Annotated in this window: 25 protein-coding genes; 15 read left to right on the forward strand and 10 right to left on the reverse strand. The window is 72.1% G+C overall.

The window, feature by feature from the left end; all coding sequences use genetic code 11:
• Position 1 precedes the first annotated feature (1 nt).
• The 3 genes from pyrH to L107_RS13025 form a co-directional block, all read right to left on the reverse strand.
• A complete protein-coding gene (pyrH, locus tag L107_RS13015; RefSeq protein WP_159819709.1) occupies positions 2-721 on the reverse strand; it encodes a UMP kinase in 720 nt (239 codons plus the stop codon).
• A gap of 296 nt (positions 722-1,017) precedes the next feature.
• On the reverse strand, positions 1,018-1,722 hold the full coding sequence (gene cobO, locus L107_RS13020) for a cob(I)yrinic acid a,c-diamide adenosyltransferase (RefSeq protein WP_159819505.1): 705 nt from the start codon (positions 1,720-1,722) through the stop codon (positions 1,018-1,020).
• Entirely contained in the window at positions 1,719-2,963 is a 1,245-nt protein-coding gene (locus tag L107_RS13025) for a site-specific integrase (protein ID WP_201295895.1), read from the reverse strand. Before L107_RS13025 ends, cobO begins: the two co-directional genes overlap by 4 nt.
• A 160-nt stretch (positions 2,964-3,123) precedes the next feature.
• Here L107_RS13025 and hemH point away from each other — a divergent pair, with 160 nt between their 5' ends.
• The 7 genes from hemH to L107_RS13060 all read left to right on the forward strand — a co-directional run bounded on the left by hemH (position 3,124) and on the right by L107_RS13060 (position 11,976).
• Positions 3,124-4,299, forward strand: coding sequence for a ferrochelatase (gene hemH / locus L107_RS13030; protein WP_159819507.1), 1,176 nt, complete (start codon positions 3,124-3,126; stop codon positions 4,297-4,299).
• A gap of 37 nt (positions 4,300-4,336) precedes the next feature.
• Entirely contained in the window at positions 4,337-4,894 is a 558-nt protein-coding gene (locus L107_RS13035) for a M23 family metallopeptidase (protein WP_236550688.1), read from the forward strand.
• Between the two features lie 191 nt (positions 4,895-5,085).
• The gene (gene ilvB, locus L107_RS13040; protein WP_159819713.1) at positions 5,086-6,885 is read left to right on the forward strand and encodes a biosynthetic-type acetolactate synthase large subunit; all 1,800 of its coding nucleotides are present in this window, start codon (positions 5,086-5,088) and stop codon (positions 6,883-6,885) included.
• Positions 6,867-7,223 carry a hypothetical protein gene (locus L107_RS13045; protein WP_159819511.1) on the forward strand — a complete coding sequence of 119 codons (357 nt, stop codon included), beginning with the start codon at positions 6,867-6,869 and terminating at the stop codon, positions 7,221-7,223. Before ilvB ends, L107_RS13045 begins: the two co-directional genes overlap by 19 nt.
• Positions 7,220-7,429 carry a GIVxVP protein gene (locus tag L107_RS13050; RefSeq protein WP_159819513.1) on the forward strand — a complete coding sequence of 70 codons (210 nt, stop codon included), beginning with the start codon at positions 7,220-7,222 and terminating at the stop codon, positions 7,427-7,429. Before L107_RS13045 ends, L107_RS13050 begins: the two co-directional genes overlap by 4 nt.
• Positions 7,430-7,524: 95 nt before the next feature.
• Positions 7,525-9,975, forward strand: a complete 2,451-nt coding sequence (gene ppsA / locus L107_RS13055) for a phosphoenolpyruvate synthase (protein WP_159819515.1) — start codon at positions 7,525-7,527, stop codon at positions 9,973-9,975.
• Between the two features lie 312 nt (positions 9,976-10,287).
• A complete protein-coding gene (locus L107_RS13060) occupies positions 10,288-11,976 on the forward strand; it encodes an NAD(P)/FAD-dependent oxidoreductase (RefSeq protein WP_159819517.1) in 1,689 nt (562 codons plus the stop codon).
• Here L107_RS13060 and L107_RS13065 read toward each other — a convergent pair.
• Genes L107_RS13065 through L107_RS13075 form a run of 3 tightly spaced genes read right to left on the reverse strand, consistent with a single transcriptional unit; the run spans position 11,936 to position 14,948 of the window.
• The gene (locus tag L107_RS13065; protein ID WP_159819519.1) at positions 11,936-12,751 is read right to left on the reverse strand and encodes a polyphenol oxidase family protein; all 816 of its coding nucleotides are present in this window, start codon (positions 12,749-12,751) and stop codon (positions 11,936-11,938) included. The genes L107_RS13060 and L107_RS13065 overlap by 41 nt on opposite strands.
• Before the next feature lie 5 nt (positions 12,752-12,756).
• Positions 12,757-13,647 (reverse strand): Tab2/Atab2 family RNA-binding protein, encoded by an 891-nt coding sequence (locus L107_RS13070; RefSeq protein WP_159819521.1) that lies wholly within the window; start codon positions 13,645-13,647, stop codon positions 12,757-12,759.
• Positions 13,644-14,948, reverse strand: coding sequence for a S1 RNA-binding domain-containing protein (locus L107_RS13075; protein WP_159819523.1), 1,305 nt, complete (start codon positions 14,946-14,948; stop codon positions 13,644-13,646). The genes L107_RS13070 and L107_RS13075 overlap by 4 nt, the downstream gene beginning before the upstream one ends.
• Positions 14,949-15,021: 73 nt before the next feature.
• Between L107_RS13075 and L107_RS13080 the strand changes: the two genes are divergently transcribed.
• From L107_RS13080 to folE, 6 genes are all read left to right on the forward strand, one after another.
• Positions 15,022-15,828 (forward strand): creatininase family protein, encoded by an 807-nt coding sequence (locus L107_RS13080; protein WP_159819525.1) that lies wholly within the window; start codon positions 15,022-15,024, stop codon positions 15,826-15,828.
• Positions 15,829-15,863: 35 nt separating this feature from the next.
• On the forward strand, positions 15,864-16,604 hold the full coding sequence (locus L107_RS13085) for an aldehyde oxygenase (deformylating) (RefSeq protein ID WP_159819527.1): 741 nt from the start codon (positions 15,864-15,866) through the stop codon (positions 16,602-16,604).
• 83 nt (positions 16,605-16,687) lie between these two features.
• Positions 16,688-17,737 carry a long-chain acyl-[acyl-carrier-protein] reductase gene (locus L107_RS13090; protein ID WP_106221375.1) on the forward strand — a complete coding sequence of 350 codons (1,050 nt, stop codon included), beginning with the start codon at positions 16,688-16,690 and terminating at the stop codon, positions 17,735-17,737.
• 20 nt (positions 17,738-17,757) lie between these two features.
• Positions 17,758-18,747 (forward strand): acetyl-CoA carboxylase carboxyltransferase subunit alpha, encoded by a 990-nt coding sequence (locus L107_RS13095; RefSeq protein WP_159819529.1) that lies wholly within the window; start codon positions 17,758-17,760, stop codon positions 18,745-18,747.
• Between the two features lie 24 nt (positions 18,748-18,771).
• Positions 18,772-19,482 (forward strand): SDR family oxidoreductase, encoded by a 711-nt coding sequence (locus tag L107_RS13100; RefSeq protein ID WP_159819531.1) that lies wholly within the window; start codon positions 18,772-18,774, stop codon positions 19,480-19,482.
• Positions 19,483-19,490: 8 nt separating this feature from the next.
• Complete coding sequence (folE, locus tag L107_RS13105) at positions 19,491-20,234, forward strand: GTP cyclohydrolase I (RefSeq protein WP_159819533.1); 744 nt, start codon at positions 19,491-19,493, stop codon at positions 20,232-20,234.
• A 6-nt stretch (positions 20,235-20,240) separates the two neighbouring features.
• Here the strand turns inward: folE and L107_RS13110 are convergent, their stop codons facing one another.
• Entirely contained in the window at positions 20,241-20,774 is a 534-nt protein-coding gene (locus L107_RS13110) for a hypothetical protein (RefSeq protein WP_159819535.1), read from the reverse strand.
• A 54-nt stretch (positions 20,775-20,828) separates the two neighbouring features.
• Positions 20,829-21,509, reverse strand: a complete 681-nt coding sequence (locus L107_RS13115) for a phosphoribosylanthranilate isomerase (RefSeq protein WP_159819715.1) — start codon at positions 21,507-21,509, stop codon at positions 20,829-20,831.
• A gap of 76 nt (positions 21,510-21,585) precedes the next feature.
• Between L107_RS13115 and L107_RS13120 the strand changes: the two genes are divergently transcribed.
• A complete protein-coding gene (locus L107_RS13120) occupies positions 21,586-22,893 on the forward strand; it encodes a site-2 protease family protein (protein WP_159819717.1) in 1,308 nt (435 codons plus the stop codon).
• Here the strand turns inward: L107_RS13120 and L107_RS13125 are convergent.
• On the reverse strand, positions 22,827-23,621 hold the full coding sequence (locus L107_RS13125) for a lipoate--protein ligase family protein (protein ID WP_236550689.1): 795 nt from the start codon (positions 23,619-23,621) through the stop codon (positions 22,827-22,829). The two genes, L107_RS13120 and L107_RS13125, sit on opposite strands and share 67 nt — an antisense overlap.
• A gap of 62 nt (positions 23,622-23,683) precedes the next feature.
• Positions 23,684-24,181, reverse strand: a complete 498-nt coding sequence (locus L107_RS13130) for a CRR6 family NdhI maturation factor (RefSeq protein ID WP_159819537.1) — start codon at positions 24,179-24,181, stop codon at positions 23,684-23,686.
• A gap of 91 nt (positions 24,182-24,272) precedes the next feature.
• Between L107_RS13130 and psaM the strand changes: the two genes are divergently transcribed.
• Positions 24,273-24,377 carry a photosystem I reaction center subunit XII gene (gene psaM, locus L107_RS13135; protein ID WP_043325215.1) on the forward strand — a complete coding sequence of 35 codons (105 nt, stop codon included), beginning with the start codon at positions 24,273-24,275 and terminating at the stop codon, positions 24,375-24,377.
• The last annotated feature ends 63 nt before the right edge of the window (positions 24,378-24,440 follow it).

Here is a 24,440-nt window from a genome sequence, read left to right on the forward strand (position 1 = left end):
GTCAGCGGCGGGCCGCCGGCACGATGCTGGTGCCGATGGGCTCACCGGCGACCGCCCGGCCGATGTTGCCCGAGCCGAACAGGTCGAAGACCACGATCGGGATGGCGTTGTCCTTGCACAGGGCGATGGCGGTGCTGTCCATCACCTCGAGTTCGCCGCTCAGCACGTCGAGGAAGGTGAGGGTTTCGTAGCGGACCGCGTCACTGTGCTTGGCGGGATCCTTGTCATAGACCCCGTCCACCTTGGTGGCCTTGAAGATCACGTCGGCGTTGATCTCCGCCGCCCGCAGGGCGGCGGTGGTGTCGGTGGTGAAGAAGGGATTGCCGCAGCCGGCGCCGAAGATCACCACCCTTCCCTTTTCCAGATGGCGGATGGCCCGGCGGCGGATGTAGGGCTCGGCCACCTCCTGCATGGAGATGGCGCTCTGGACGCGGGTGGGCACCCCGGCCCGCTCCAGCCCGTCCTGCAGGGTGATGGCATTCATCACCGTGGCGAGCATTCCGACGTAGTCGGCCGTGGCCCGGTCCATGCCCGCCGCCGAGCCCTTCAGGCCCCGGAAGATGTTGCCGCCGCCGACGACGATCGCCAGCTGGGTGCCGCCGGAAACCACCTCGACCACATCCTTGGCGATCGATTGAACGATGGCGGGATCGATCCCATAGCCCTGGTCACCCATCAGCGCTTCACCGCTGAGTTTGAGGAGAACGCGCCTGTAGGCCATCGACTCGTGCGATCGGCCGAACAGTAGCAACCCCTCCCGCGCCGCCACCAGCTTGCCGTCGCCGGCGCCAGCCGCTTCACTGCCGCAAAGGAGCACCGCCATGGCCGTCGACCCGCCCGGATGTCCCGTCCCCAGCGGCCCCCGAAGCAGTGACGTGATGGCCCGGCTCACCCTCTCGGCCCTGGACCGGGCCAGCTGCAGCCCGGGGTTCTGGGGCGAGCCGGAGGTGCACCGGGCCCTGCTGGTCAGCGGGCTGTCGGTGCTGGTCTGCAGCCTGGCCCGACTTCAGAACGATCTCAGTATTCAATGCCCGCCTGGGCCTTCACCCCCTGCTCCCGGAAGGGGTGGCGCACCACCTTCATCTCCGTGACCAGATCGGCCCGCTCCAGCAGGGCCGCCGGGGCGCCACGGCCCGTGAGGGCCACGTGGGTGAGGGGCGGACGCAGGGCCAGACCCTCCAGCACCGTCTCGGGGTCGAGATAGCCCAGCTTGAGGGCCACGTTGATCTCATCGAGCACCACCAGCCTGCGCTCGCCGTCGGCGAGGTAGGCGCAGGAGCGCTCCCAGGCGCTCTGCACCAGCTGGCGGTCCCGCTCCCGGTCCTGGGTCTCCCAGGTGAAGCCCTCCCCCAGGGCGTGCCAGTGGAGGTCGTCGCCGAACCGCTCCAGGGCCCGGGCCTCCCCCGGCTGCCAGCCGCCCTTGATGAACTGCACCACCGCCACCTTGCCGCCATGGCCCAGGGTGCGCAGCACCAGGCCCAGGGCCGCCGTGGTCTTGCCCTTGCCCTCGCCGGTGAACACGAGCACCAGGCCCTTCTCCAGGTTCCGCTCCCCCACCCGCTGCTGCTGCACCTCGCGGCGCCGCTGCATGCGGCGGCGGTAGGCCTCCTGGTCCACCTCGGGGGCCAGGTCGCCCCCCGGGCCCAGCTCCTCGGCCTGGCGATCCAGGGCCAGGGTGTCATCCGCGGCGGCGGTGGAGGGAGAGGAGGCGTTCGCCGTCATGGGGAGCCGTGTCCGTTTGGGGCACTCTGGCGGAGCCGCGCCAGGGCCGTGTCGACCGCCTGCTGCTGGTCGCGGCGGGTGATCCAGTGGTGGTAGGTGCGGGTGTGGATCGCCACCGAGTGGCCCATCATCCGGGCCGCCACCGTGTCGGGCAGGCCGATGTGGATCGTGCGCACGGCCCAGGCGTGGCGCAGGTCGTAGGGGGTGATCGGCAGCCCATAGCGGCGGAACTGCTCCGCCACCCGCCGGCCCACCTGCTGCAGGGTGGTGCGGCGCAGGTCGGTGCAGACCCGGGGCAGCGCCGCGCCGCCCTCCCCCAGGCTCTCGAGGCCGAAGCGCTCCACCCAGTCGGGCTGGAACGGCCACACCTGGTGCTCCCCGGTCTTGCTGGTGGGCAGCACCCGCAGCACCCGGTCGCCCCCCGGCGCCAGGGCGGAGAGGTCGCAGAAGAACACCTCGTGGTTGCGCAGGCCGTAGGTGGCCATCAGGCCATAGGCCAGGCGCCAGCGGGGGTTGGGAATGGCCTCCACCAGCTCCAGGATGCGCCCGTCGCTGGGCAGGCCCCGGAAGCGGGCCACATGCAGGCCGTAGCCGCCGCTGCGCTCGCTCCAGTCGGGCGGCAGGGGCAGCTCCAGGTGGTGGGCGAGGGCCCCCAGGGCGAGGCCGCACTGCTGGCGGCTGCGGCTGGCCAGGGGGTAGGTCTCCAGCACCCGCTCCAGCAGGGGCACGTCCACGGCCGCCGGCGCTTGCGCCGAAGCGGCGGCCACCGCCGCCAGCCGCCGCAGGTAGGGCCGGTAGGCGCCGCTCCAGGTGCTGCGGCTGCCGGCGGGCCGGCGCCGGCGGCGGGGATCGGCGAAGAAGGCGGCCTCAAAGCCGGCCAGCAGCGAGGTGAGCTCCGCGGCCCCGGCGGGGGCGTCAGCCGAGGCCAGTGGCGCAGGCGCAGGGCACGGCTCCCCTGCGGCCCCGGCGGCTGGGGAGGGCGCTGGTGCGGCCGGCCGGCGGCGCCAGTGCTCCCAGGAGAAGCGGCCCCGCTCGACCGCCTCCCGCACCCGGGCCAGCTGGTCGAGGGCGGCGGCCACCCCCTCCGCCGTGGCCGGCAGCCCCAGGCTGATCCGCTGCACGGGCCGCGCCGCCGTGCCCTTCGCACAGGGCAGGGGCCCGCGCAGACCGAGCCGCTGCTGGCGGATCTCCAGCCGCAGGGCCGTGCCGGAGGCCGCCAGCTGCCGGTTCCGCTGCCGCACCAGTTCTGTCAGATCAGCGGCCGGGGGAATGGCGATGCGATCGGGGAGCTGAGCCGGAAACTACCCCTGCCGTCCGTGAGCCGCCAGGGCAGGGGGCGGTGACCCTCGGGCAGCCGCCGGTGGGGAGGCGGGGTTACGCTCTGCCTTTCTGATCGAAGGCATGGCCAGGGTCGGCGTGCTGCTGCTGAACCTCGGCGGTCCGGAACGGATCGAGGACGTCGGGCCCTTCCTCTACAACCTGTTCTCCGATCCGGAGATCATCCGCCTGCCCACGCCGGCGCTGCAGAAGCCGCTGGCCTGGCTGATCAGCACGCTCCGCAGCGGCAAGTCGAAGGAGGCCTACCGCTCCATCGGCGGCGGTTCCCCCCTGCGCCGCATCACCGAGCAGCAGGCCCGGGAGCTGCAGAGCCGCCTGCGCCAGGAGGGTGTCGATGCCACCAGCTACGTGGCGATGCGCTACTGGCACCCCTTCACCGAATCGGCGGTGGGCGACATCAAGGCCGACGGCGTGGAGGAGGTGGTGGTGCTGCCGCTCTATCCCCACTTCTCGATCAGCACCAGCGGCTCCAGCTTCCGGGAGCTGCAGCGCCTGCGTCAGGCCGACCCGGCCTTCCGACGCCTGCCGATCCGCTGCATCCGCAGCTGGTACGACCATCCGGGCTACATCAATGCCATGGCGGGGCTGATCGCCCGCGAGATCCACCACTGCGAGGCACCGGAGTCGGCCCACATCTTCTTCAGTGCCCACGGGGTGCCCAAGAGCTACGTGGAGGAGGCCGGCGACCCCTATCAGAAGGAGATCGAGGCCTGCGCCGCGCTGGTGATGGAGCGGCTCGCCCAGCTGCTGGGCCACCCCAACCCCTCCACCCTCGCCTACCAGAGCCGGGTGGGTCCGGTGGAATGGCTCAAGCCCTACACCGAGGACGCCCTGCGGGAGCTCGGTGAGCAGGGTGTCCAGGAGCTGGTGGTGGTGCCGATCAGCTTCGTGAGCGAGCACATCGAGACCCTCGAGGAGATCGACATCGAGTACCGGGAGATCGCCACCGAAGCCGGTGTGAGCCACTTCCGCCGGGTGCCGGCCCTCGACACCGACCCCACCTTCATCCAGGGCCTCGCCGACCTGGTGCAGGAAGCCATGGCGGGCCCGGAGGTGAATCTCGACATGGCGGCCCAGCTGCCCAAGAAGGTCAAGCTCTATCCCCAGGACAAGTGGGCCTGGGGCTGGAACAACAGCTCCGAGGTCTGGAATGGCCGGCTGGCGATGGTCGGATTCTCCGCTTTTCTGCTGGAATTGCTCACCGGTCACGGCCCGCTGCATGCCCTTGGACTGCTCTGAGCGCCCCAGGCGTCCCGGCCTGCGGAGCCGGTCGCTGGTGATCGCCGCCACCCTGGGGCTGAGCAGTCAGGCGCTGCCCGCCGAGGCCCGCAACGCCAGCCTCTGGGGCCGGGGGGTATTTCCGGTGGCGAGCTTCGCGGGCTACACCAGCGGCTTCGGCATGCGCTCCCACCCCCTCAGCGGCGATGTCCGACCCCACTACGGCATCGACATCGCGGCGCCCCTGGGATCGCCGATCCGCAGCTGGTGGGCGGGAACGGTGAGCGAGGTGATCGTCGACGGCGGCTGCGGCAACGGGCTGGTGATCCGCTCCGGCAGCTACGAGCACATCTACTGCCACCTCGGGGGCCAGGCCGGCAACGGGGTCTACCGCAGCGGCGGCATCCTGCTGCGGGAGGGACAGCGGGTGGCCACCGGCCAGGTGATCGGCCATGTGGGCCTCACGGGCAGCACCACCGGACCCCACCTCCACTGGGGCATGCGTTATCGGGGCGCCTGGATGGATCCAGCCCGAGTGTTGCGGGCCATGGCGGAGAGCCGCCGTCAGCGCAACCCAAACCCCCTCCAGCGACCTAACCTTGGCGTCTTCCGCTGATGGTTCCGAGACCCCTGCCCGGACGCCTGGCACCCGGGCCGACCGCTCTCCCATCCTGACGACTCCCTCCCCTTCGCCCGACCCCAGCCGCCGCCGTGACGCTCACGCCCCTTCCCTCCGCCATCGCCGCCGCCGGGACCAGCAGCCCCAGTGCCTCCACCCCTGAGGCTCCGGCGCCGTCGTCAGCGCCGATGCGGGTGAGCGGGGCCTACGCCCTGATGGATGCCCTGCATCGCCACGGCGTCCGCCACATCTTCGGCTACCCGGGCGGCGCCATCCTTCCCATCTACGACGAGCTCCACAAGGCGGAGGCCCGGGGCTGGCTGCAGCACATCCTGGTGCGCCACGAGCAGGGCGGCACCCACGCCGCCGACGCCTACGCCCGCGCCACCGGCCGGGTGGGCGTCTGCTTCGGCACCTCCGGCCCCGGTGCCACCAACCTGGTCACGGGGATCGCCACCGCCCAGATGGACTCGGTGCCGATGGTGGTCATCACCGGGCAGGTGCCCCGGGCCGCCATCGGCACCGATGCCTTCCAGGAGACCGACATCTTCGGCATCACTCTGCCGATCGTGAAGCACTCCTGGGTGGTGCGCGACCCCGCCGACATCGGCCGCATCGTGGCGGAGGCCTTCCTGATCGCCGCCAGCGGCCGGCCCGGGCCGGTGCTGATCGACGTGCCCAAGGACGTGGGGGCCGAGGAGTTCGACTACACCCCCGTGGCCCCGGGATCGGCGATCCCCTCCGGCTTCAAGCGCTCCCCGGCCCCCCGACCGGAGGCCATCGCCGCCGCCCTGGGCCTGATCCGCCAGGCCCGGCGCCCCCTGCTCTATGTGGGTGGCGGCGCCATCGCCTCCGACGCCCACGCCGAGGTGCACCAGCTGTCCGAACGGTTCCGGCTGCCGGTCACCACCACCCTGATGGGCAAGGGGGCCTTCGACGAGAACCACCCCCTTTCCGTCGGCATGCTCGGCATGCACGGCACCGCCTACGCCAACTTCGCCGTCACCGAGTGCGACCTGCTGATCGCCGTCGGGGCCCGCTTCGATGACCGGGTCACCGGCCGTCTCGACAGCTTCGCCCCCCGGGCCCAGGTGATCCACATCGACATCGATGCGGCCGAGGTGGGCAAGAACCGGGTGCCCGAGGTGCCCGTCGTCTCCGACGTCAAGCAGGCCCTGGAGGCCCTGCTGCAGGCCTCGGTCGGCGAAGGCTCCAACCGCCGCACCGACGCCTGGCTGGAGCGCATCGACACCTGGAAGCACCACTACCCGCTGGTGATCCCCCAGCCCACCGGCGAGATCGCCCCCCAGGAGGTGGTGATCGCCCTGCGGGAGCTGGCGCCCGAGGCCTTCTACACCACCGATGTGGGCCAGCACCAGATGTGGGCGGCCCAGTTCCTGCGCAACGGACCCCGGCGCTGGATCAGCAGTGCCGGCCTGGGCACCATGGGCTTCGGCATGCCCGCCGCCATGGGCGTCCAGACCGCCTTCCCCGACGAGACGGTGATCTGCGTGGCCGGCGACGCCAGCATCCTGATGAACATCCAGGAGCTGGGCACCCTCAGCCAGTACCAGCTGCCGGTGAAGGTGGTGGTGCTCAACAACGGCTGGCAGGGGATGGTGCGCCAGTGGCAGGAGAGCTTCTACGAGGAGCGCTACTCCAGTTCCGAGATGACCGGCGGCATGCCCGATTTCCCGGCCCTGGCCGAAGCCTTCGGCGTCAAGGGCATCGGCATCACCGACCGGGCCCAGCTGCGCTCCGGCCTCGCCGAGGCCCTGGCCCATCCGGGCCCGGTGTTCGTCGATGTGCGCGTGCGCCGCAACGAGAACTGTTACCCGATGGTGCCCCCGGGCGCCAGCAACGCCCAGATGGTGGGCCTGCCCAGCCATCCCGAACTGGCCATCGACACCATCCGCCAATGCAACGCCTGCGGCAGCACCACGGCCAGCGCCCACCTCTTCTGCCCCAGTTGCGGCGCCAAGCTCTGACCCTGCTGGGGGTCCTGCTGGCCCTGGTGATCGCCTGGCCCGGGGCGGCCGCCGCGGCAGAGGTGTACCAGGTGCGCAGCGGCACCCTGCTGCAGGTGGGGGACGGCAACCGCAGCTATCCCGTGGAACTGGCCTGCATGGAGCTGGCTCCCGGGCAGGAAGCCGAGGCGATCAGCTGGCTGCGGCAGGCCCTGCCCCGCCGCACCCGGGTGAACCTGCGCCCCCTGGGGCAGCGGGACGGCACCCTGCTGGCCCGGGTGAGCCTGCTGGCCGGCGGCGAGGACATCGCCGACGGGCTGATCGGTGCCGGCCTGGCCCGGCCGGAGGCCTGCCCATGAGCCTCAACCGCACCGCGAAGGGCATCGTGCTGGTGCCCACCCTGCTGCTGGGAGGGGCCTTCCTGGCCGCCGGCACCTGGGTGGACGGCCCCGCCGCCGCCAACCGGGGCCTGGCCCTCACCCTCGGCGCCGTCCTGATGGGAGCCGGCCTGCTGGCCCAGCTGCTGCCCGAATCCGGCCCGCCCGACCCCGACCCTGACCCCTGAGCGCCGGCCCAGGCACCGGCGCGACGACCAAAGATCACAGCCCGGCGCCGCCAGGGGAGGGCGGGCCCAGAGTTGGCTCAGTCAGGGCGAAGGGGATGCGGGACTCCGATCGGCTCGTCGTGCCCCTGGCCGGGGTCGGCCTCGACGCCATCGCCGAGGTGGGCGGCAAGAACGCCTCCCTGGGCGAGATGATCCAGCGGCTGGAGCCCGCCGGCGTCCGGGTGCCGGGGGGCTTCGCCACCACGGCGGCCGCCTACCGGCTGTTCATCACCGCCAACGGGCTCAGACCCGTCCTGGCCGGGCTGCTCGACGGGCTGGATGCCGACGATCTGGCGGCCCTGCAGGCGGCCGGGCAGGGGGCCCGGGAGCGGCTGGGCCAGGCGGAGCTGCCCCCTGAGCTGGCGCAGGCGATCGTGGCGGCCTACCGGGAGCTCAGCAATGAACTGGCCTCCGGCGGTGGCCCGGCCGTGGTGGCGGTGCGCTCCAGCGCCACCGCCGAGGATCTGCCGGAAGCCAGCTTCGCCGGGCAGCAGGAGACCTTTCTGCACGTCGAGGGGGAGGCGGCACTGCTGGAGGCCTGCCGGCGCTGCTACGCCTCGCTGTTCACCGATCGGGCCATCGTCTACCGGCAGCAGCACGGCTTCGATCACCTGGAGGTGGCCCTCTCGATCGGGGTGCAGCGCATGGTCCGCTCCGACCTCGCCAGTTCCGGGGTGATGTTCAGCATCGACACCGAAACCGGCTTCCGCGACGCCGTGCTGCTGACCGCCGCCTGGGGGCTGGGGGAGAACGTGGTGCAGGGGGCCGTGAACCCCGACGAGTGGCTGATCTTCAAGCCCACCCTGGAGCAGGGGTTCGCCCCGATCCTGAGCCGGCGGCTGGGCAGCAAGGCCCTGCGCATGGTCTATGCCGACCCCGGCGGCGGCGATGGCCGGGCGGTGCGCAACGAGGCCGTGGCCCCCGAGGACAGCCGGCGCTTCGCCCTCAGCGACGCCGAGGCCCTGACCCTGGCGCGCTGGGCCTGCGTGATCGAACGCCACTACGGCGAGCGCCGCGGGGTACCCACCCCGATGGACATCGAATGGGCCAAGGACGGCCTCAGCGGCGAGCTGTTCATCCTCCAGGCCCGGCCGGAAACGGTGGAATCCCGCCGGGGCGGGGCGGTGCTGCGCAGCTGGCACCTGGAGCCGCACACGGCCGAAGAGATCACCAGCGGCCGGGCCATCGGCGCCTCGGTGAGCAGCGGCCGGGCCCGGGTGATCCATGATCCCGGCGAGATCGCCCGGTTCATGGACGGTGACCTGCTGGTGACCCGCCGCACGGACCCCGACTGGGAACCGATCCTGCGCAAGGCCAGCGGTGTGGTCACCGACCAGGGGGGCCGCACCTGCCACGCGGCGATCATCGCCCGGGAGATGGGCCTGACGGCGATCGTCGGCACGGGCGACGGCACCGGCCGGATCGCCGACGGCGACACCATCACCCTGAGCTGCTGCGAAGGGGACGTGGGGCACGTCTACCGGGGGGCGGTGCCGTTCCGGGTGGAGGAGCAGGCCATCGGCGACCTGCCGGCCACCCGCACCCGGATCCTGATGAACGTGGGCAACCCCGAGGAGGCCTTCCACCTGGGCTCGATCCCCTGCGACGGCGTGGGCCTGGCCCGGCTGGAGTTCATCATCGCCAACCACATCCGGGTGCACCCCATGGCCCTGCTGGAACCCGGGCGGGTGGCGGACCCAGCCGAGAGGGCCGCCATCGCCGCGCTGGTGGCGGGGTACGACACACCGGCCGACTACTACGTGGACCTGCTCAGCCAGGGCATGGCCCGGATCGCCGCCGCCTTCCATCCCCGGCCGGTGATCCTGCGCTTTTCCGACTTCAAGAGCAACGAGTACGCCCGCCTCCTGGGCGGGGCAGCCTTCGAGCCGACCGAGGAGAACCCGATGATCGGCTGGCGCGGGGCTTCGCGGTACTACGCCCCCGCCTTCCGCGCCGCCTTCGCGCTGGAGTGCCGGGCCCTGCGGCGGGTGCGGGAGTCGATGGGGCTGGCCAACGTCATCCCGATGGTCCCCTTCTGCCGCACCCCCGAGGAAGGGGACCGGGTGCTGGCGGTGATGGCCGGCGAGGGGCTGGTGCGGGGGAAGGACGGCCTGGAGGTGTATGTGATGTGCGAGCTGCCGAGCAACGTGATCGCTGCCGAGGCCTTCGCCGAGCGCTTCGACGGCTTCTCGATCGGCTCCAACGACCTCACCCAGCTCACCCTGGGGCTCGACCGGGATTCGGCCCTGGTGGCGGACCTGTTCGAAGAGCGGCATCCCGCGGTCAAGGACATGATCCGGCTGGCGATCCGCACGGCCCGCCGCTGCGGCCGCAAGATCGGCATCTGCGGCCAGGCCCCCAGCGATTACCCCGACTTCGCCCGCTTCCTGGTGGAGGAGGGGATCGACTCGATCAGCCTCAACCCCGACGCGGTGGTGCCCACCCGCATCGCCATCGCCGCCCTGGAGGCCGAGCGGAACGTGGCCAGCCCGGCAGGGAGGGCCTGACGGGGCGGTCTCCGGTTCGCCTCAGCAGGCGGCCTGGCGGAGCCGCACCGGCCCTGGGCCCGCCGGCGTCCCGACCCTCCCAAACCAGAGGCGCCGGAGAAGCACGGCATGGGCGCCGCAACGCACCAGGCAGAGCGCCGCCAGACCCATGCAGAGGGGACAGTGAGCCAGACCCATCCGAAATCCGGCCCCAGGCGCGATCAGACTCCACCATGGCACCTTCGGCGCCGGATCGGCAGGGTTCGCCATGAGCGTTGGCGCCCCTGCCGCGCCGTGCCCTAGAACGCCACCAGCCCCCCGCCTGCCCCGGCCGTGCTGCGCCTCAGCGAGCTGAAACTGCCGCTCGACCACAGCGCCGACGACCTGGAGGCGGCCATCACCCGCCGGCTGCGGCTCGCCCCGGGGGAACTGCGCGGCCATCACCTGGTGAAGCGCAGCGTCGATGCCCGGAAGCGCGGTGCCATCGCCCTGGTGTACTGCCTCGACCTGGAGCTCGAGGCCGGCGCCAGGCGCCGCCTGCTGCGCCGCTACGCCGGCGACCCCCACCTGCGTCCGACCCCGGACAGCCGCTACCGGCCCGTGGCCCGGGCCGAGGCAGCCGCCGCGGAGCTGCGCCCGGTGGTGGTGGGTGCCGGCCCCTGCGGCTACTTCGCCGCCCTGCTGCTCGCCCAGATGGGCTGGCGGCCGCTGCTGCTGGAGCGCGGAAAGGCGGTGAAGGAGCGCACCGCGGACACCTTCGGCTTCTGGCAGGGCCGCCGCCGCTTCGATCCCGGCTCCAATGCCCAGTTCGGCGAAGGGGGCGCCGGCACGTTCTCCGACGGCAAGCTCTACAGCCAGGTGAGCGAGAACCCCGCCTACATCCGCAAGGTGCTGGAGGAGCTGGTGGCGGCCGGGGCCGATCCGGAGATCCTCACCCTGCACCACCCCCACATCGGCACCTTCAAGCTGGCCACGGTGGTGCGCGGGCTGCGGGCCCGGATCGAGGCCCTGGGGGGCGAGGTCCGCTTCGGTCAGCACGTGGTGGAGCTGCTGCTGGGGGACGGACCCGAGCGGCGCCTGGCGGGCGTGCGGCTGGCCGACGGCACGGCCATCGCCTGCGACCATCTGGTGCTGGCTCCGGGCCACAGCGCCCGGGACACCTTCGCGATGCTGCATCGCCTCGGTGTGGCCATGGAGCCCAAGCCCTTTGCAGTCGGGGTGCGGATCGAGCACCCCCAGGCCCTGGTCGACCGGGCCCGCTGGGGGGAGGCGGCGGGCCATCCGCGGCTCGGGCCGGCGGAATACAAGCTGGTCCACCACGGCAACGCCGAGGGGGGGGCCGGCGCCGGCCGCAGCGTCTACAGCTTCTGCATGTGTCCCGGCGGCCTGGTGGTGGGGGCCACCTCGGAGGAGGGCTGCGTCGTCACCAACGGCATGAGCCAGCACTCCCGCCGGGAGCGCAATGCCAACAGTGGCCTGGTGGTGCCGATCAGCCAGGAGGATCTGGCGCCCTACGCCCAGGAGGGGGAGGAGGCCCTGGCCGGGATCGCCTTCCAGCGCCACTGGGAGCGGCAGGCCTTCGACGCCGGCGGCGGCGACTACCGGGCACCGGCCCAGTGGCTGGCGGATTTCCTGGAGCACAGACCCAGCCGGGAGCCCCCTTCGGAGGCGGTGGTGGGCTCCTACCAGCCCGGCCTGCGCTTCGGCAGCCTGGATGGTTGCCTTCCGGCCTACGTCCTCGACGCGATCCGGGAGGCCCTGCCGGCCTTCGCCCGGCGCATCCCGGGCTACGCCATGGCGGGGGCGCTGCTGACCGGCGTCGAGACCCGCACCTCCTCACCCCTGCGGCTGCTGCGCCACCCCACCGGGCTGGAGAGCCTCAGCACCCCGGGGCTCTTCCCGGCCGGGGAGGGGGCCGGCCATGCCGGCGGCATCCTCTCGGCGGCGATCGACGGCATCAAGGTGGCCGAGGCGGTGGCGCTCAGCCTTGGGACACCACACCGCTCCACTGCACCGCCCTGACCCCGTCGCGGCGCCAGGAATGGAACAGGGCCGTTTCGGCCACGGTGCAGAGCGGGCAGAGGCCGATCCGCTCCGGCCCGATCCCCTGGCCTTCCAGCTGCAGGGCCGTGGCCCGTCGGATGTCGAGCCGGTCCCGGCCGGGGGCGGGATCCGGCAGCAGGGCACCGCAGCGCTCCAGATCGGCCAGGGCCCGCTCCGGCGACGGACCGCTGCCCTCGGGCGCCATGGCGGCGGCCACCTGCAGGGTCACGGAGCGCTCCACCTGATAACGGAAACCGGCCACGGCCGGGCCGAGCGCCACCAGCAGCCGATCACGGCTGGCGCCACCCGCCACCAGCGCCTCGATCGCCGCCGGCACGATCCTGGCCGCGACCCCGCGCCAGCCCGCATGGCAGGCCGCCACCCGGCCGCTGGCGGGGTCGGCGATCAGCACGGGGGTGCAGTCGGCCCCGCACACCCAGAGGCTCTGGCCGCCCCGGTCGCTGCGCAGTCCGTCGGCCTCCGGCCAGGGGTCCCGGTCGGCGGCGGAGGCGGCCAGCACCACGGCGCCATGGACCTGGCGGGTGCGGTGCACGCTGACGCCGGCACTGAGGGCGCCGGCCAGCTCCTCCGGCGGCCGCCCCTGCCACTGGCGGGTGAAGAAACCGTGCTCGAAGGCCGCCAGCAGGTCGCACTGGAGGTAGTGGCCGCCATAGGTGCCCACCCAGGTCCAGCCGGGCAGGTCGTTGAAGCCGGCGTCGGGCCGATCGAAGGGGGGCTCGAGCGCCTCAGCCATCCGCCTCAGCCCTCGGGCAGGTCGCGCAGCAGCCAGAAGCCCTCGAGGCTGGAGGCCTCCTCGCTGGCCTGGATGGCGATGAACTGCAGGCCACCGGCCCGCTCCCTGGCCTCCGCCAGGGCTTGCTGGGCCAGCCGAGCCTCCTCCTCCGGCAGGCGCGCCAGGATCCAGCGATCCTCGAGGCCGGCCTCCAGCACCAGCTGGCCGGAACTGACCTCCAGCCGGGTCGGCTCCAGGCCGGACAGCCAGCCGGCGATGGCCAGGGCCCGCCGGCGGCTGAACAGCCGGATCCCGGGCACCGGTGTGGCGGGATCCACCTCGGAGGGCAGGGCCACCAGGCCGGGGAAGGCGATCTCCCAGCCGCCGGCCTCGGCCAGGGTGGCGGCCGGCAGGGTGGCCCAGCTCCAGCTGTCGCCCCGGGCCGCCTCCGGCAGGGGCAGGGCCACGGGGGGAATCGGCTGCGGTGGCGGGGCGAGGGGGCCGGCCATGTAGCCCGGCTCCTGGGGGTAGACGCTGGCCTGCCGCTCCCGCAGCCACTCCACCAGGCCGTAGCAGCGCCGGCTCGGCACCAGCTCCAGGCCGAGCCCTTCGGCCGCCCGCTGCACCATGGCCCGCATCGAGCCGCGCCAGCAGCGCAGCCGCCGCGGCGGTCCGTAACCCTGCTCGGCGGCCGCCGCCAGGGCGGCTTCGATCGCCCCGCGCAGCCACTGGGAATTGACGCTGGCGGCCGGACAGGCCATCGACCAGCGGAAGGGGTCCGGCGCCGGCTGGAGACCCTGCGTCGAGCAGATCAGCAGCTCCCAGCGCTTCTTGCCATCGGCCTCCAGGATCGGCCTGGAGTAGTAATCGAGCTCCCAGTCGGGGCCGGGGGCCTGCACCGCTACGGCTGCGCTCATCCTGCGTCCTGTTCCTGCTGGCGCAGCAGCGAGCGGGCCCGGTGGGCCCGGTCCTCGGCCTCGGCCATCACCGTGTCCTTGGCGATCAGCAGCTCGCCGGGGGGACCTTCGAGCAGGGCGGTGTTGAGGGCGATGCGGCCCCGGGCGGGGTCGACGGCGGTGATCAGGGCCTTGAGGTGCTCACCCTGCTGGAACGCCTCGCGCAGATCCCGCAGGGCCCCGCCGGTGATCGAGGACTGGTGCAGCAGGCCGCTGACGCCGCCCAGGTCGACGAAGAAGCCGTAGGGCTTGATCGACACCACCTGGCCTTCCACCAGCTGCCCCACCTCCAGGGTGGCGAAACGGGCGGCGGTGGCGGCGCGCTTCTCCGACAGCACCAGCTTGCGGGTCTCGGCATTGACCTCCAGAAACGCGACGCCCAGATTCTGGCCGACCAGGGCCTCGTGGTTCTCGCCCTCGTTGAGCTGGGAGCGGGGGATGAAGCCGCGCAGGCCCTCCAGGTCACAGGTGACGCCGCCACGGTTGAAGCCGTTGACCCTCACCTGCACCACCTTGCCCTCCTTCTCCAGCTGGCGCACCTTCTCCCAGCTCTGGCGCAGGGCCAGGGCGCGGGCGCTGATGGTCACCATGCCGTCGGCGTTCTGCTCCCGGGTGACGAGCACCTCGATCGGCAGCCCCTTCGGGAAGCGCTCCTTGAGGTTGGTGATCACCCCCAGGCCGCACTCGCTCTTGGGCATGAAGCCGGGGGCCTTGCCGCCGATGTCCACGTAGACCCCGTCACTCTCCATGCCGATCACGACCCCCTGGACCACCTCCCCGGTGGTGCCGACCGGGGCGTTCTCGTCGAGGGCGGCGAGGAAGGCCTCCTCGTCGAAGTCGAAATCGTCGACGGTGCGGGCCTGGCGGGGCGATTCACCCGGGGCCGCCTCTGCGGCGGCCGGACCCCGGCCCGCCGATCGCGCCGAACCGCCGCGCCGATCGGGGGCCGGTCCGAGCAGATCGGCCATGGTGAGGCCCTCGAGGCCCTCCAGACCAAAGCGGTCGTCGTCTTCGGCGGCGGGCGGGGCGGGCCGCACCGGCGCGGCCACAGGGGCGGCGGCCGCCGACGGGGCGCCGGACGGACCGGGGGCGGCCGGGGCGAGGGGGGACTCGGGCGCCGCCTCGTCCTCCTTCTTGATCATCAACACCTGGGGCGGCTTGCGCAGCGGCGCCGGGGCCGACCCGGCAGGCCTCGCCGGCGGCGTGGGGCGCTGGGCGGGGTTCCGGGGCTGACGCGGCGCGGGGTTGCCGGTTCCTGCCATGGAGGTCCTCAGCGAAGCACGGGGCTCCACACTGTACGAATCACCCCTCAGAGGCCGGTCCTCCCCCCCGCCGATGCTCCCCAGCACCGAGCGACGCCTCGCCAGCCTCAGCTGGACGACGGTGCGTGAGCAGGCGGCCCGTCCGGGCAGCACGGTGCTCTGGCCCCTGGGCGCCGTCGAGCAGCACGGTCCGCTGCTGCCCCTGGGCACCGATGCCCTGTTCGCCGAACGGGTGGCCGCCGCGGTGCTCGACCGGCTCGCCCCCGACCTGCCGATCTGGCGCCTGCCGCTGCAGAGCCTCGGCTTCTCGCCGGAGCACCTGGGCTTCCCGGGAACCCTGAGCCTGCCGGCCGAGCTGCTGATCGACCTGGTGCGCTCCGTCGGCAGGGGAGTCGCGGCGGCGGGCTTCCGGCGGCTGGTGCTCTTCAACGCCCATGGCGGCCAGATCGGCCTGCTGGAGGCGGCGGCCCGGGAGCTGCGGGTGCTGGAACCCGCCCTGGCGGTGCTGCCCTGCTTCCTGTGGCGCGGCGTCGATGGGCTCGCGCCGCTGATTCCCGAGCCGGAACGCAGCCACGGCCTCCACGCCGGCCTGGCCGAGACCAGCCTGATGCTGTTTCTCGAACCGGGCACCGCCGGGCCCCTGCCCGCCGCCGACGGCCCCGGCCCCCTCCAGGCCCCGCCCGAGGGCTGGAGCCTGGAGGGGGCCTGCCCCAGCGCCTGGCGCACCCAGGAGATCAGTGCCAGCGGCGTGATCGGCGATCCGTGCGGCGCCAGCGAGGAGCTGGGCCGCCAGCTGTTCGACTGCCTGGTGGAGAGCTGGCAGCGGCGGCTGGAGGCCCTGCTGCACAGCGACTGGCCGCCGACATCCGGCGGAGCGTGACTAAAGTCGGGGGATTGCATATCCCCGTGGTTCCCATGCCCACCCTCGCAACCACCACGTCCGTCGATTCCTCCCTGGATCCGGTGGGCCCGATCGAGGGGAGCGACCTGCCCGACTTCACCACCGCCGCCTACAAGGACGCCTACAGCCGGATCAACGCGATCGTCATCGAAGGTGAGCAGGAAGCCCACGACAACTACATGTCCCTCGGCACCCTGCTGCCCGACCAGGCCGAGGAGCTGGCCCGCCTGGCCCGCATGGAGCTGAAGCACATGAAGGGCTTCACCGCCTGCGGCAACAACCTCGGCGTCACCGCCGACATGCCCTTCGCCCAGGAGTTCTTCTCCCCCCTGCGCAACAACTTCCAGGCGGCCCTCCAGGAGGGCAAGGTGGTCACCTGCCTGCTGATCCAGGCCCTGCTGATCGAAGCCTTCGCCATCTCGGCTTACCACATCTATATCCCCGTCGCCGATCCGTTCGCCCGCAAGATCACGGAAGGGGTGGTCAAGGACGAGTACACCCACCTCAACTACGGCCAGGAGTGGCTCAAGGCCCATCTCGAGGAGTCCCGCGCCGAGCTGGAGCAGGCCAACCGCGACAATCTCCCCCACGTGCGCCGCATGCTCGAGCGAGTGGCCGCCGATGCCGCCGTTCTCCACATGGAGAAGGAGGATCTGATCGAGGACTTCCTGATCGCCTACCAGGACGCCCTGACCGACATCGGCTTCACCCCCAGGGAGATCGCCCGGATGGCCGCCGCGGCCCTGGTGGGCTGAACCGCCCCCCTTCCCCACCCCTGGGGAGGATGTAGCGTCGGCGACATCCGGCCCCGCCCCTGCCGCCGCTTTCTCCTTCCTGCATGTTCGGCCTGATCGGTCATTCCACCAGCTTCGAGTCGGCCCGCAACCTGGCGCGGAGCCTCGGTTTCGAGGAGTACGCCGAGGGGGATCTGGACATGTGGTGCAGCGCTCCGCCCCAGCTGGTGGAGCGGATCAGCGTCACCAGCCCCACCGGCAGGCGCATCGAAGGGGCCTACATCGATTCGGTGTTCGTGCCCGAGATGCTGGGCCGTTTCAAGACGGCCAAGCGCAAGGTGCTCAACGCCATGGAGCTGGCCCAGAAGACCGGCATCGACATCACTGCCCTGGGGGGCTTCACCTCGATCATCTTCGAGGACTTCAAGCTGCTGCGGGAGCAGCAGGTGCGGGCCACCACCCTCGACTGGACCCGGTTCACCACCGGCAACACCCATACCGCCTGGGTCCTCTGCCGGCAGGTGGAGGAGAACGCCCCCAAGCTGGGCATCGACCTGCGGCGGGCGAAGGTGGCGGTGGTGGGAGCCACCGGGGACATCGGCAGCGCCGTCTGCCGCTGGCTCTCCCAGCGCACCGGCGTCCAGGAGCTGCTGCTGGTGGCCCGCCGGCCCCAGCCCCTGGCGGATCTCCAGCAGGAGCTCGGCGGTGGCCGCATCCTGCCCCTCGAGGAGGCCCTGGCCGAGGCCGACGTGGTGGTCTGGGTCGCCAGCCTGGCCCAGGCCAGCAGCATCGACCCCAGCCAGCTGCCCCGTCCCTGCCTGATGGTCGACGGCGGCTACCCCAAGAACCTGGACACCAGGGCCGCCGGCGACGGCATCCACGTGCTCAAGGGGGGCATCGTCGAATTCGGCTCCGACATCGGCTGGCAGATGATGGAGGCGGCCGAGATGGCCCGACCCCAGCGCCAGATGTTCGCCTGCTTCGCCGAAGCGATGCTGCTGGAGTTCGAAGGGATCCACACCAACTTCAGCTGGGGCCGCAACAACATCAGCCTCGAGAAGATGGACCTGATCGGCGCCGCCTCCCTGCGCCACGGTTTCCAGGCCCTGGGCCTGGAGGTTCCGGCCGCGATCCCCAGCCTCTCCATCACCTGATCCCCTCCGCCTGAGCGCCCATGGCCCGCCGCGTCCTGCTGGATTTCGAGAAACCGCTGGTGGAGCTCGAGGAGCAGATCGAACAGATCCGCCAGCTGGCCCGTGATTCCGAGGTGGACGTGAGCCAGCAGCTGCTGCAGCTGGAAACCCTCGCCACCCGACGGCGGGAGGAGATCTTCAGCTCCCTCTCCCCGGCCCAGAAGATCCAGGTGGCCCGCCATCCCCAGCGGCCCAGCACCCTCGATTACATCCAGGTCATCACCGACGAGTGGATCGAGCTGCACGGCGATCGCCGTGGCAACGACGACCGCGCCCTGGTGGGTGGTGTCGGGCGCATCGGCGACCAGCCCGTGGTGCTGCTCGGCCACCAGAAGGGCCGCGACATGAAGGAGAACGTAGCCCGCAATTTCGGCATGGCCTCCCCGGGCGGCTACCGCAAGGCGCTGCGGCTGATGGAGCACGCCGACCGCTTCCGCCTGCCGATCCTCAGCTTCATCGACACCCCCGGGGCCTACGCCGGCGTCAAGGCCGAGGAGGAGGGCCAGGGGGAGGCGATCGCCGTCAACCTGCGCGAGATGTTCCGGCTGCGGGTGCCAATCATCGCCGTGGTGATCGGCGAAGGGGGCTCCGGCGGCGCCCTCGGCATCGGTGTGGCCGACCGGCTGCTGATGTTCGAGCACAGCGTCTACACCGTGGCCAGTCCCGAGGCCTGCGCCTCGATCCTCTGGCGCGACGCGGCGAAGGCCCCCGCCGCCGCCGAGGCCCTGCGCATCACCGGCGCCGATCTGCTGCAGCTCGGGCTGGTGGATGCCCTGCTCAAGGAACCCTCCGGGGGCAACCACTGGGCGCCGATCCAGGCCGCCGAAACCCTGCGCCGGGCGCTGCTCAGCCACCTCGCCGAGCTGCAGACCTGCAGCCCCTCCGAGCTGCTGGAGGCCCGCTACGCCAAGTACCGGCGCATGGGACAGGTCCTCGAGGGGGCGACGCCGGATCCCGCCCACGCACCGTAGGGTTTGCTCCCCGCCTCACCGCCTTTGCCCGTCGCCCTGATCACCGGTGCCTCCCGCGGCATCGGCGCCGCCAGCGCCCGTCGTTTCGCCGCCGAGGGCTACGACCTGCTGCTGGTGGCCCGCAGCCTGGCCGACCTCGATGGGCTGGCCACCGAGCTGCGGGCGCTGGGCCGCCGGGTCGAGACCCTGGCCCTCGACCTGAGCCAGGCTGGGGCCATCGGCCCCGCCCTGGCCGAACTGCTGGGGCGCGGGCTGGTTCCTTCGGTGGTGATCAACAACGCCGGTGCCGCCTGGACCGGCCCCCTGGCCGACATGCCGATCGAGCGCTGGCAATGGCTGCTGCAGCTCAACCTCACCAGTGTCTTCCAGGTCTGCCTGGCGGTGCTGCCGGCCCTGCGGCGGGCGGGGGGCGGACGGATCATCAACGTCAGCAGCCACGCCGCCCGCAACGCCTTTCCCGAGTGGGGGGCCTACTGCGTCAGCAAGGCGGCCCTGGCCTCCTTCAGCCGCTGCCTCGAGGCGGAGGAGCGCTCCGCCGGCATCGCCGTGAGCACCCTCACCCTGGGGGCGGTGAATACACCCCTCTGGGACAGTGAAACCGTCCACAGTTCCTTCGACCGACGTGCCATGCTTTCAGCCGAGCAGGTGGCCGAATCTCTGCTCTACCTTGCGCGGCAACCCCACAGCCAGACGGTTGAGGACCTCACCCTGATGCCGGCCGCCGGAGCCTTCTAACCCCCCTTATGACATCCACCCTCCCCAGCGGCCTCAGCGCCCGTCAGGCCGCTCCGGTCACGACCCCCATCCCCGTCAGCCTGCGGATCCGCGAGCGGCTGCAGAAGGAAGGCATCCCGTTTCTGGCCAACGACAACATCTCCGACCACCTGCGCGAGGGTGAGCTCGACCAGCTGGAGATCGAGGTGGCCGGCAAGGTGCGCGACCTGCTGCGCAGTTTGGTGATCGATATCGAGAACGACCACAACACCGAGGAGACGGCCGAGCGCGTCGCCAAGATGTACCTCCACGAGGTGTTCAAGGGCCGCTACCACGAACAGCCGAAGATCGCCAGCTTCCCCAACGTGAAGCAGCTCGATGAGATCTACACCGTCGGGCCCATCTCCGTGCGCTCCGCCTGCTCCCACCACCTGGTGCCCATCCTCGGCAACTGCTGGATCGGCATCAAGCCCGGCGAACGGGTGATCGGCCTGTCGAAGTTCTCCCGCGTCGCCGACTGGGTCTTCTCCCGGCCCCACATCCAGGAAGAGGCCGTGATCATCCTGGCCAACGAGATCGAGCGGCTCTGCCAGCCCCTCGGCCTGGCGATCCTGGTCAAGGCCCAGCACTACTGCATGAAATGGCGCGGGGTGAAGGAGCCCCAGACCAGCATGGTGAACTCGGTCGTGCGCGGTGATTTCCGCCACGACCCGAGCCTCAAGCAGGAGTTCTTCGAGCTCGTGCGTCAGCAGGAGGCCCTGCTCAGCACCTGAGCCCGCTCAGTTGGCAGGCCGCGGCTGGACCGGCCCCACCACCTGGGAAACGCTGCGCTGACTGCCGCCCGGGGTGGGCACCGCCACCACCAGCATCACCTGGGAGGCCACATCGGCGGGGGTGAGGGCGTACGTGGGGCCGCTGGCCCCCTCGATCAGCTGCCACTGGACCTGTCCGGGGGCCAGCCGGTACCAGTGGAAGGCGGCTGGCGGCAGGGCGGCCAGCCCTTCGGCGGCCGCCGTGGCCTGCAGCAGGGTCCCCTGCACGGCCTCCCCCTGAAGCAGCAGCTGGTCGAGCCCGGCGATCCGCTGCTCCACCGCCCCCTCGAGCCCCTGGTCGCCGGCGATCTGCTGGCGCAGCAGCCGGATCTGCTGCTGGGGATCGGCCGTCACCCCGGGGACGCACTGGAGCGTGCCATCCACCAGCTGGCAACCCACCAGATCCTGGGCCCGGAGACCGGGAGCCCCCGGCAGGGCCGCCAGCACCAGGGCCAGGGGAAGCACGACACGGGCTGGGGAGGAGAGGCGGAGGAAGGCCAAGGGGGCTCAGGGATGGGCTGCACCGATCCTGCACCCGGCGGGGCCAAACGCCAATCAGGCGCGGGCGGATCCACGCACCGCCGCCACCAGGGCCGCGACCCGCGCCAGATCCTTGACGCCGGGGCGCTCCTCCAGGGCACTGGAGGCATCGAGGCCATCGGGCTGCAGCCGGGCCAGCAGCTCCGCCACCGTCCCGGGGCCCACACCACCGGCCAGCCACCAGGGCAGGGGCGGGCGGAAATCCTCCAGCCATTCGATCGGGATCCGGTGCCCGGTCCCCCCCAGCTGGCCGGAGCACCAGGCATCGAGCAGCAGGGCCTCCACCACGCCGGCATAGGCGGCCGCCCGCTCCAGGTCTGCGGGGGTGCGCACCCGCAGGGCCTTCCAGAGGCGCACCCCCAGCCTGTCGCCCAGCTCTCGGCAGCGCTCGACGCTCTCCTCCCCATGCAGCTGCAGCACCGCATGGCCCCGCCCCGGCGCCAGTTCCTCCAGCTGGTCGTCAGCGGGATCGGCCACCACCAGCACACCGAAGCAGGCTGGGTGGCCGGCGGCCATGGAGGGACAGCCGGTGGCCATGGCGGCGAACACTCCGGGCCGCTGCGGCGGCGGCACGTAGCGGGGCGAGCCGGGAACGGCGATGACCCCGATGGCATCGGCCCCCAGGGCCGCGATGGCGGTGGCCTGGGCCGGCTCCCGGAGCCCGCAGATCTTGAGCAGGGGAGTGGCGACCGGAATCGGGGCGGCTGGCCAGTCTTTCTAGGATGGGAGCAACAATTCCGGCCACGGCCGGATCTCCGAGCGGACGGTGCGCGTGGGTGAAGGCTGGCAACTGCTGACGATCCGCGGCATCCCCCTGCGCATCCATCCGAGCTGGTTCGTGATCCTGCTGCTGGCCACCCTGGCCTTCCAGCAGCAGTACGCCCTCAGCCTGGGCAGCCAGCTCGCCCCGGCGGCCCTCTGGGCCGTGGCCCTGGTCACCGCCCTGGCCCTGTTCGTCTCCGTGCTGCTGCACGAGCTGGGCCATTCCCTGGTGGCCCTGCGCCAGGGGGTCAAGGTGAAGAGCATCACCCTGTTCCTGCTGGGTGGCGTCGCCAGTGTGGAGCGGGAATGCTCCACCGCCCGCGGCGCCCTGATGGTGGCGGCGGCGGGACCGGCGGTGAGCCTTGTGCTGGGGTTCGGCCTGCTGGCCTCCACCCATGCCGCCAGCCACGTGGCCCCGGTGCTGGGTCAGATGGTGGAACGGCTTGCGGCCCTCAACCTGATCCTGGGCCTGTTCAACCTGCTGCCCGGCCTGCCCCTGGATGGGGGGCTGATCGTCAAGGCCCTGGTCTGGCAGTTCTCCGGCAGCCAGCGTCGGGGCGTGGAGGTGGCCAATGCCTGCGGCCGGTTCCTGTCCCTGTTCGCCGTCGGCATGGGCACCGTGCTGCTGCTCCGGGGCGGAGGCATCGGCGGCGCCTGGCTGATCCTGCTCGGCTGGTTCGGCCTCGGGGCGGCCCGCAACCAGAAACAGATGCTGGTCGTCCAGCAGGCCCTCAAGGATCTCAAGGTCCGGGATGTGGCCCAGCGCCGCTTCCGGGTGCTGGAGGCCGACACCACCCTGCGGGAGCTGAGCCGGATGCGCCTGGGCACCGCGGCGCCGCCCATCGCCGACGCCGGCGACGGTGCCCCCCCCGCCGAGCGGCAGTCCGGCGGCCCGCCGGAGTGGCTCCTGGTCTGCGACCGGGGTCGCTGGCAGGGGGTCATCGATGACGGGCCCCTCCAGTCCCTGCCGGTCCAGTGCTGGGACCGGGAGACGGTGGGACACCACCTCCAGCCCCTCTCCAGCCTGCCCGCCATCTCCGAATCGGCCCCGCTCTGGCAGGCCGCCCTCCAGCTCGACGACGGCAACCACCAGCGGCTGCTGGTGCTGAGTCCGGCCGGACTGCCGTGCGGCACGGTCGAGCGGCCCGAACTGGGGGACGCGGTGCTCAAGAAACTGGGGCTGCGCCTCCCCGCCAATCTTCTCTCCGTCGCCCGGCGGGAGAACGGCTATCCCCTCGGCATGGCCCTCGGTCAGGTGGCCCGCGGGATGGTCAGCTCGGGAGAGGTCTCACCGCTGACGGATTCGGTCAGCCGGTAGCGGCCGAGCCGCGCGGCGATCGCGCCCAGCTCCTGCGGCGCCAGGGGGGCCAAGGGCGGCACCGGTGACGACCCGCCTGCACCACCTGGATCGGGAACCGGGAGCCAGGGCAGCCAGCGGGCGGCCGAGCGGAGCAGGTGCTCCTCCAGCGCGATCCCCGCCAGCGGCAGGGGATCGAGGTCCGGGGGATCGCCGCTGAACACCTCCCGCCACAGGGCAGGGCAGGGGGCGAGCTGGATCGAACCGTGCTGCAGCAGGTGGCCGCCGCGCCAGAGCTGGGCGCTGCCCACCCGCTTGGCTCCATTGGCGTGGACCAGGTCGGCGACGGTGCTGGTGGCGAAGCAGCTGCTGCGCTGCAGGCTGGCCGCCTGGCGGCCGCCGTGCAACGGCAGGCCCATGGCGGCGAAGGCCTCCACCAGCCAGGTGAGGGCCAGGCCATAGACCTCGGATCGGGTTCCCTGGGGCCGGGGCCACACCAGGGCATAGGTGAGATCGGCACCATGGAGCACGGCCCGGCCGCCGCTGGGGCGACGCACCAGGTCGAGGCGCCCTTGGCGCCGCAGGTCCCACCAGTGGGGCTCCAGCCGCTGCTGGTGCCTGCCCAGGGAGAGGGTGGGCCGCGACCAGCGGTAGAGCCGGAAGGCCGGCACCGGCGGGCCGTCCAGCAGCCAGGCGTCGATCGCCATCTGCCAGTCCCCGCCCAGGCACGTCGTCCCGATCCAGCGCACCGGCGCCTCCGGCGGCAGGGATGGGGCGGCGGCCGCCGCGCCCTCGGTCCGGGGTTCGACGCTCAGGGCAACACGCTCCAGAAGCCGGGGTCGAGCTCGTAGCCGAGCACGGCGGCCATCTGGCCCAGGTTGGCGCGGCACTCGATCCCGCCGCCGGCGGCCCAGTGGTCGAGCAGGAACAGGCGCTGGGTGATCCAGAGCTCCAGACTCTCGGGGGCGAACCGGATCCCCTCGGTGGGGCTGAAGCCATGGGGAAGCAGCATGGCCACATGGCGGGTGAGCTGGCCGCCGCTGCGCTCCAGCACCAGGGGCAGCCAGGGATGGAGTGCATCGGCCCGCAGGCTCCAGAGCCGCAGTTCGGGGATCTCCGAGAGTTCGCGCGGATCCTCCGCCTGCCGGGGCCAGTCGAAGTCGAGGGCCAGACCGCCGGCGGCGCTCAGCAGCGCCGCCGGCGCCAGCGACGTCAGGGGCGCCAGGGGGGAGAGGTCGAGGCCGCGCACCTGATCGGCGGACACCTTCAGGGGCTCGGGCGGGGGCTCGGGAGAGGGTGGGGGCGCCATCAAGAGCTGTGACAGGGCAGGGCCGGAGGCTGGACCGTAGCTCGCGATGGCCGAAGAATGGGTCGGTCAAACTCCATCCACCGTCAAGGACATGGTCACTCCGATCAATCAGGCCGAAGTGCTGATCGCCCTCATCGTGGCGGCCCATGCCGGTGTGCTGGCCGTCCGTCTCTGCTTCAGCCTCTACAAAGCCTGAAGCTGCTGCGCCGCTCCCTTGGCAAGGCCCGGGCAGGCTGCTACAAGCGGAGGGCTCGCAGCC

Origin of the sequence: Cyanobium sp. Copco_Reservoir_LC18 (assembly GCF_009834675.1) — a bacterium.
Lineage (GTDB): Bacteria > Cyanobacteriota > Cyanobacteriia > PCC-6307 > Cyanobiaceae > Cyanobium > Cyanobium minutissimum.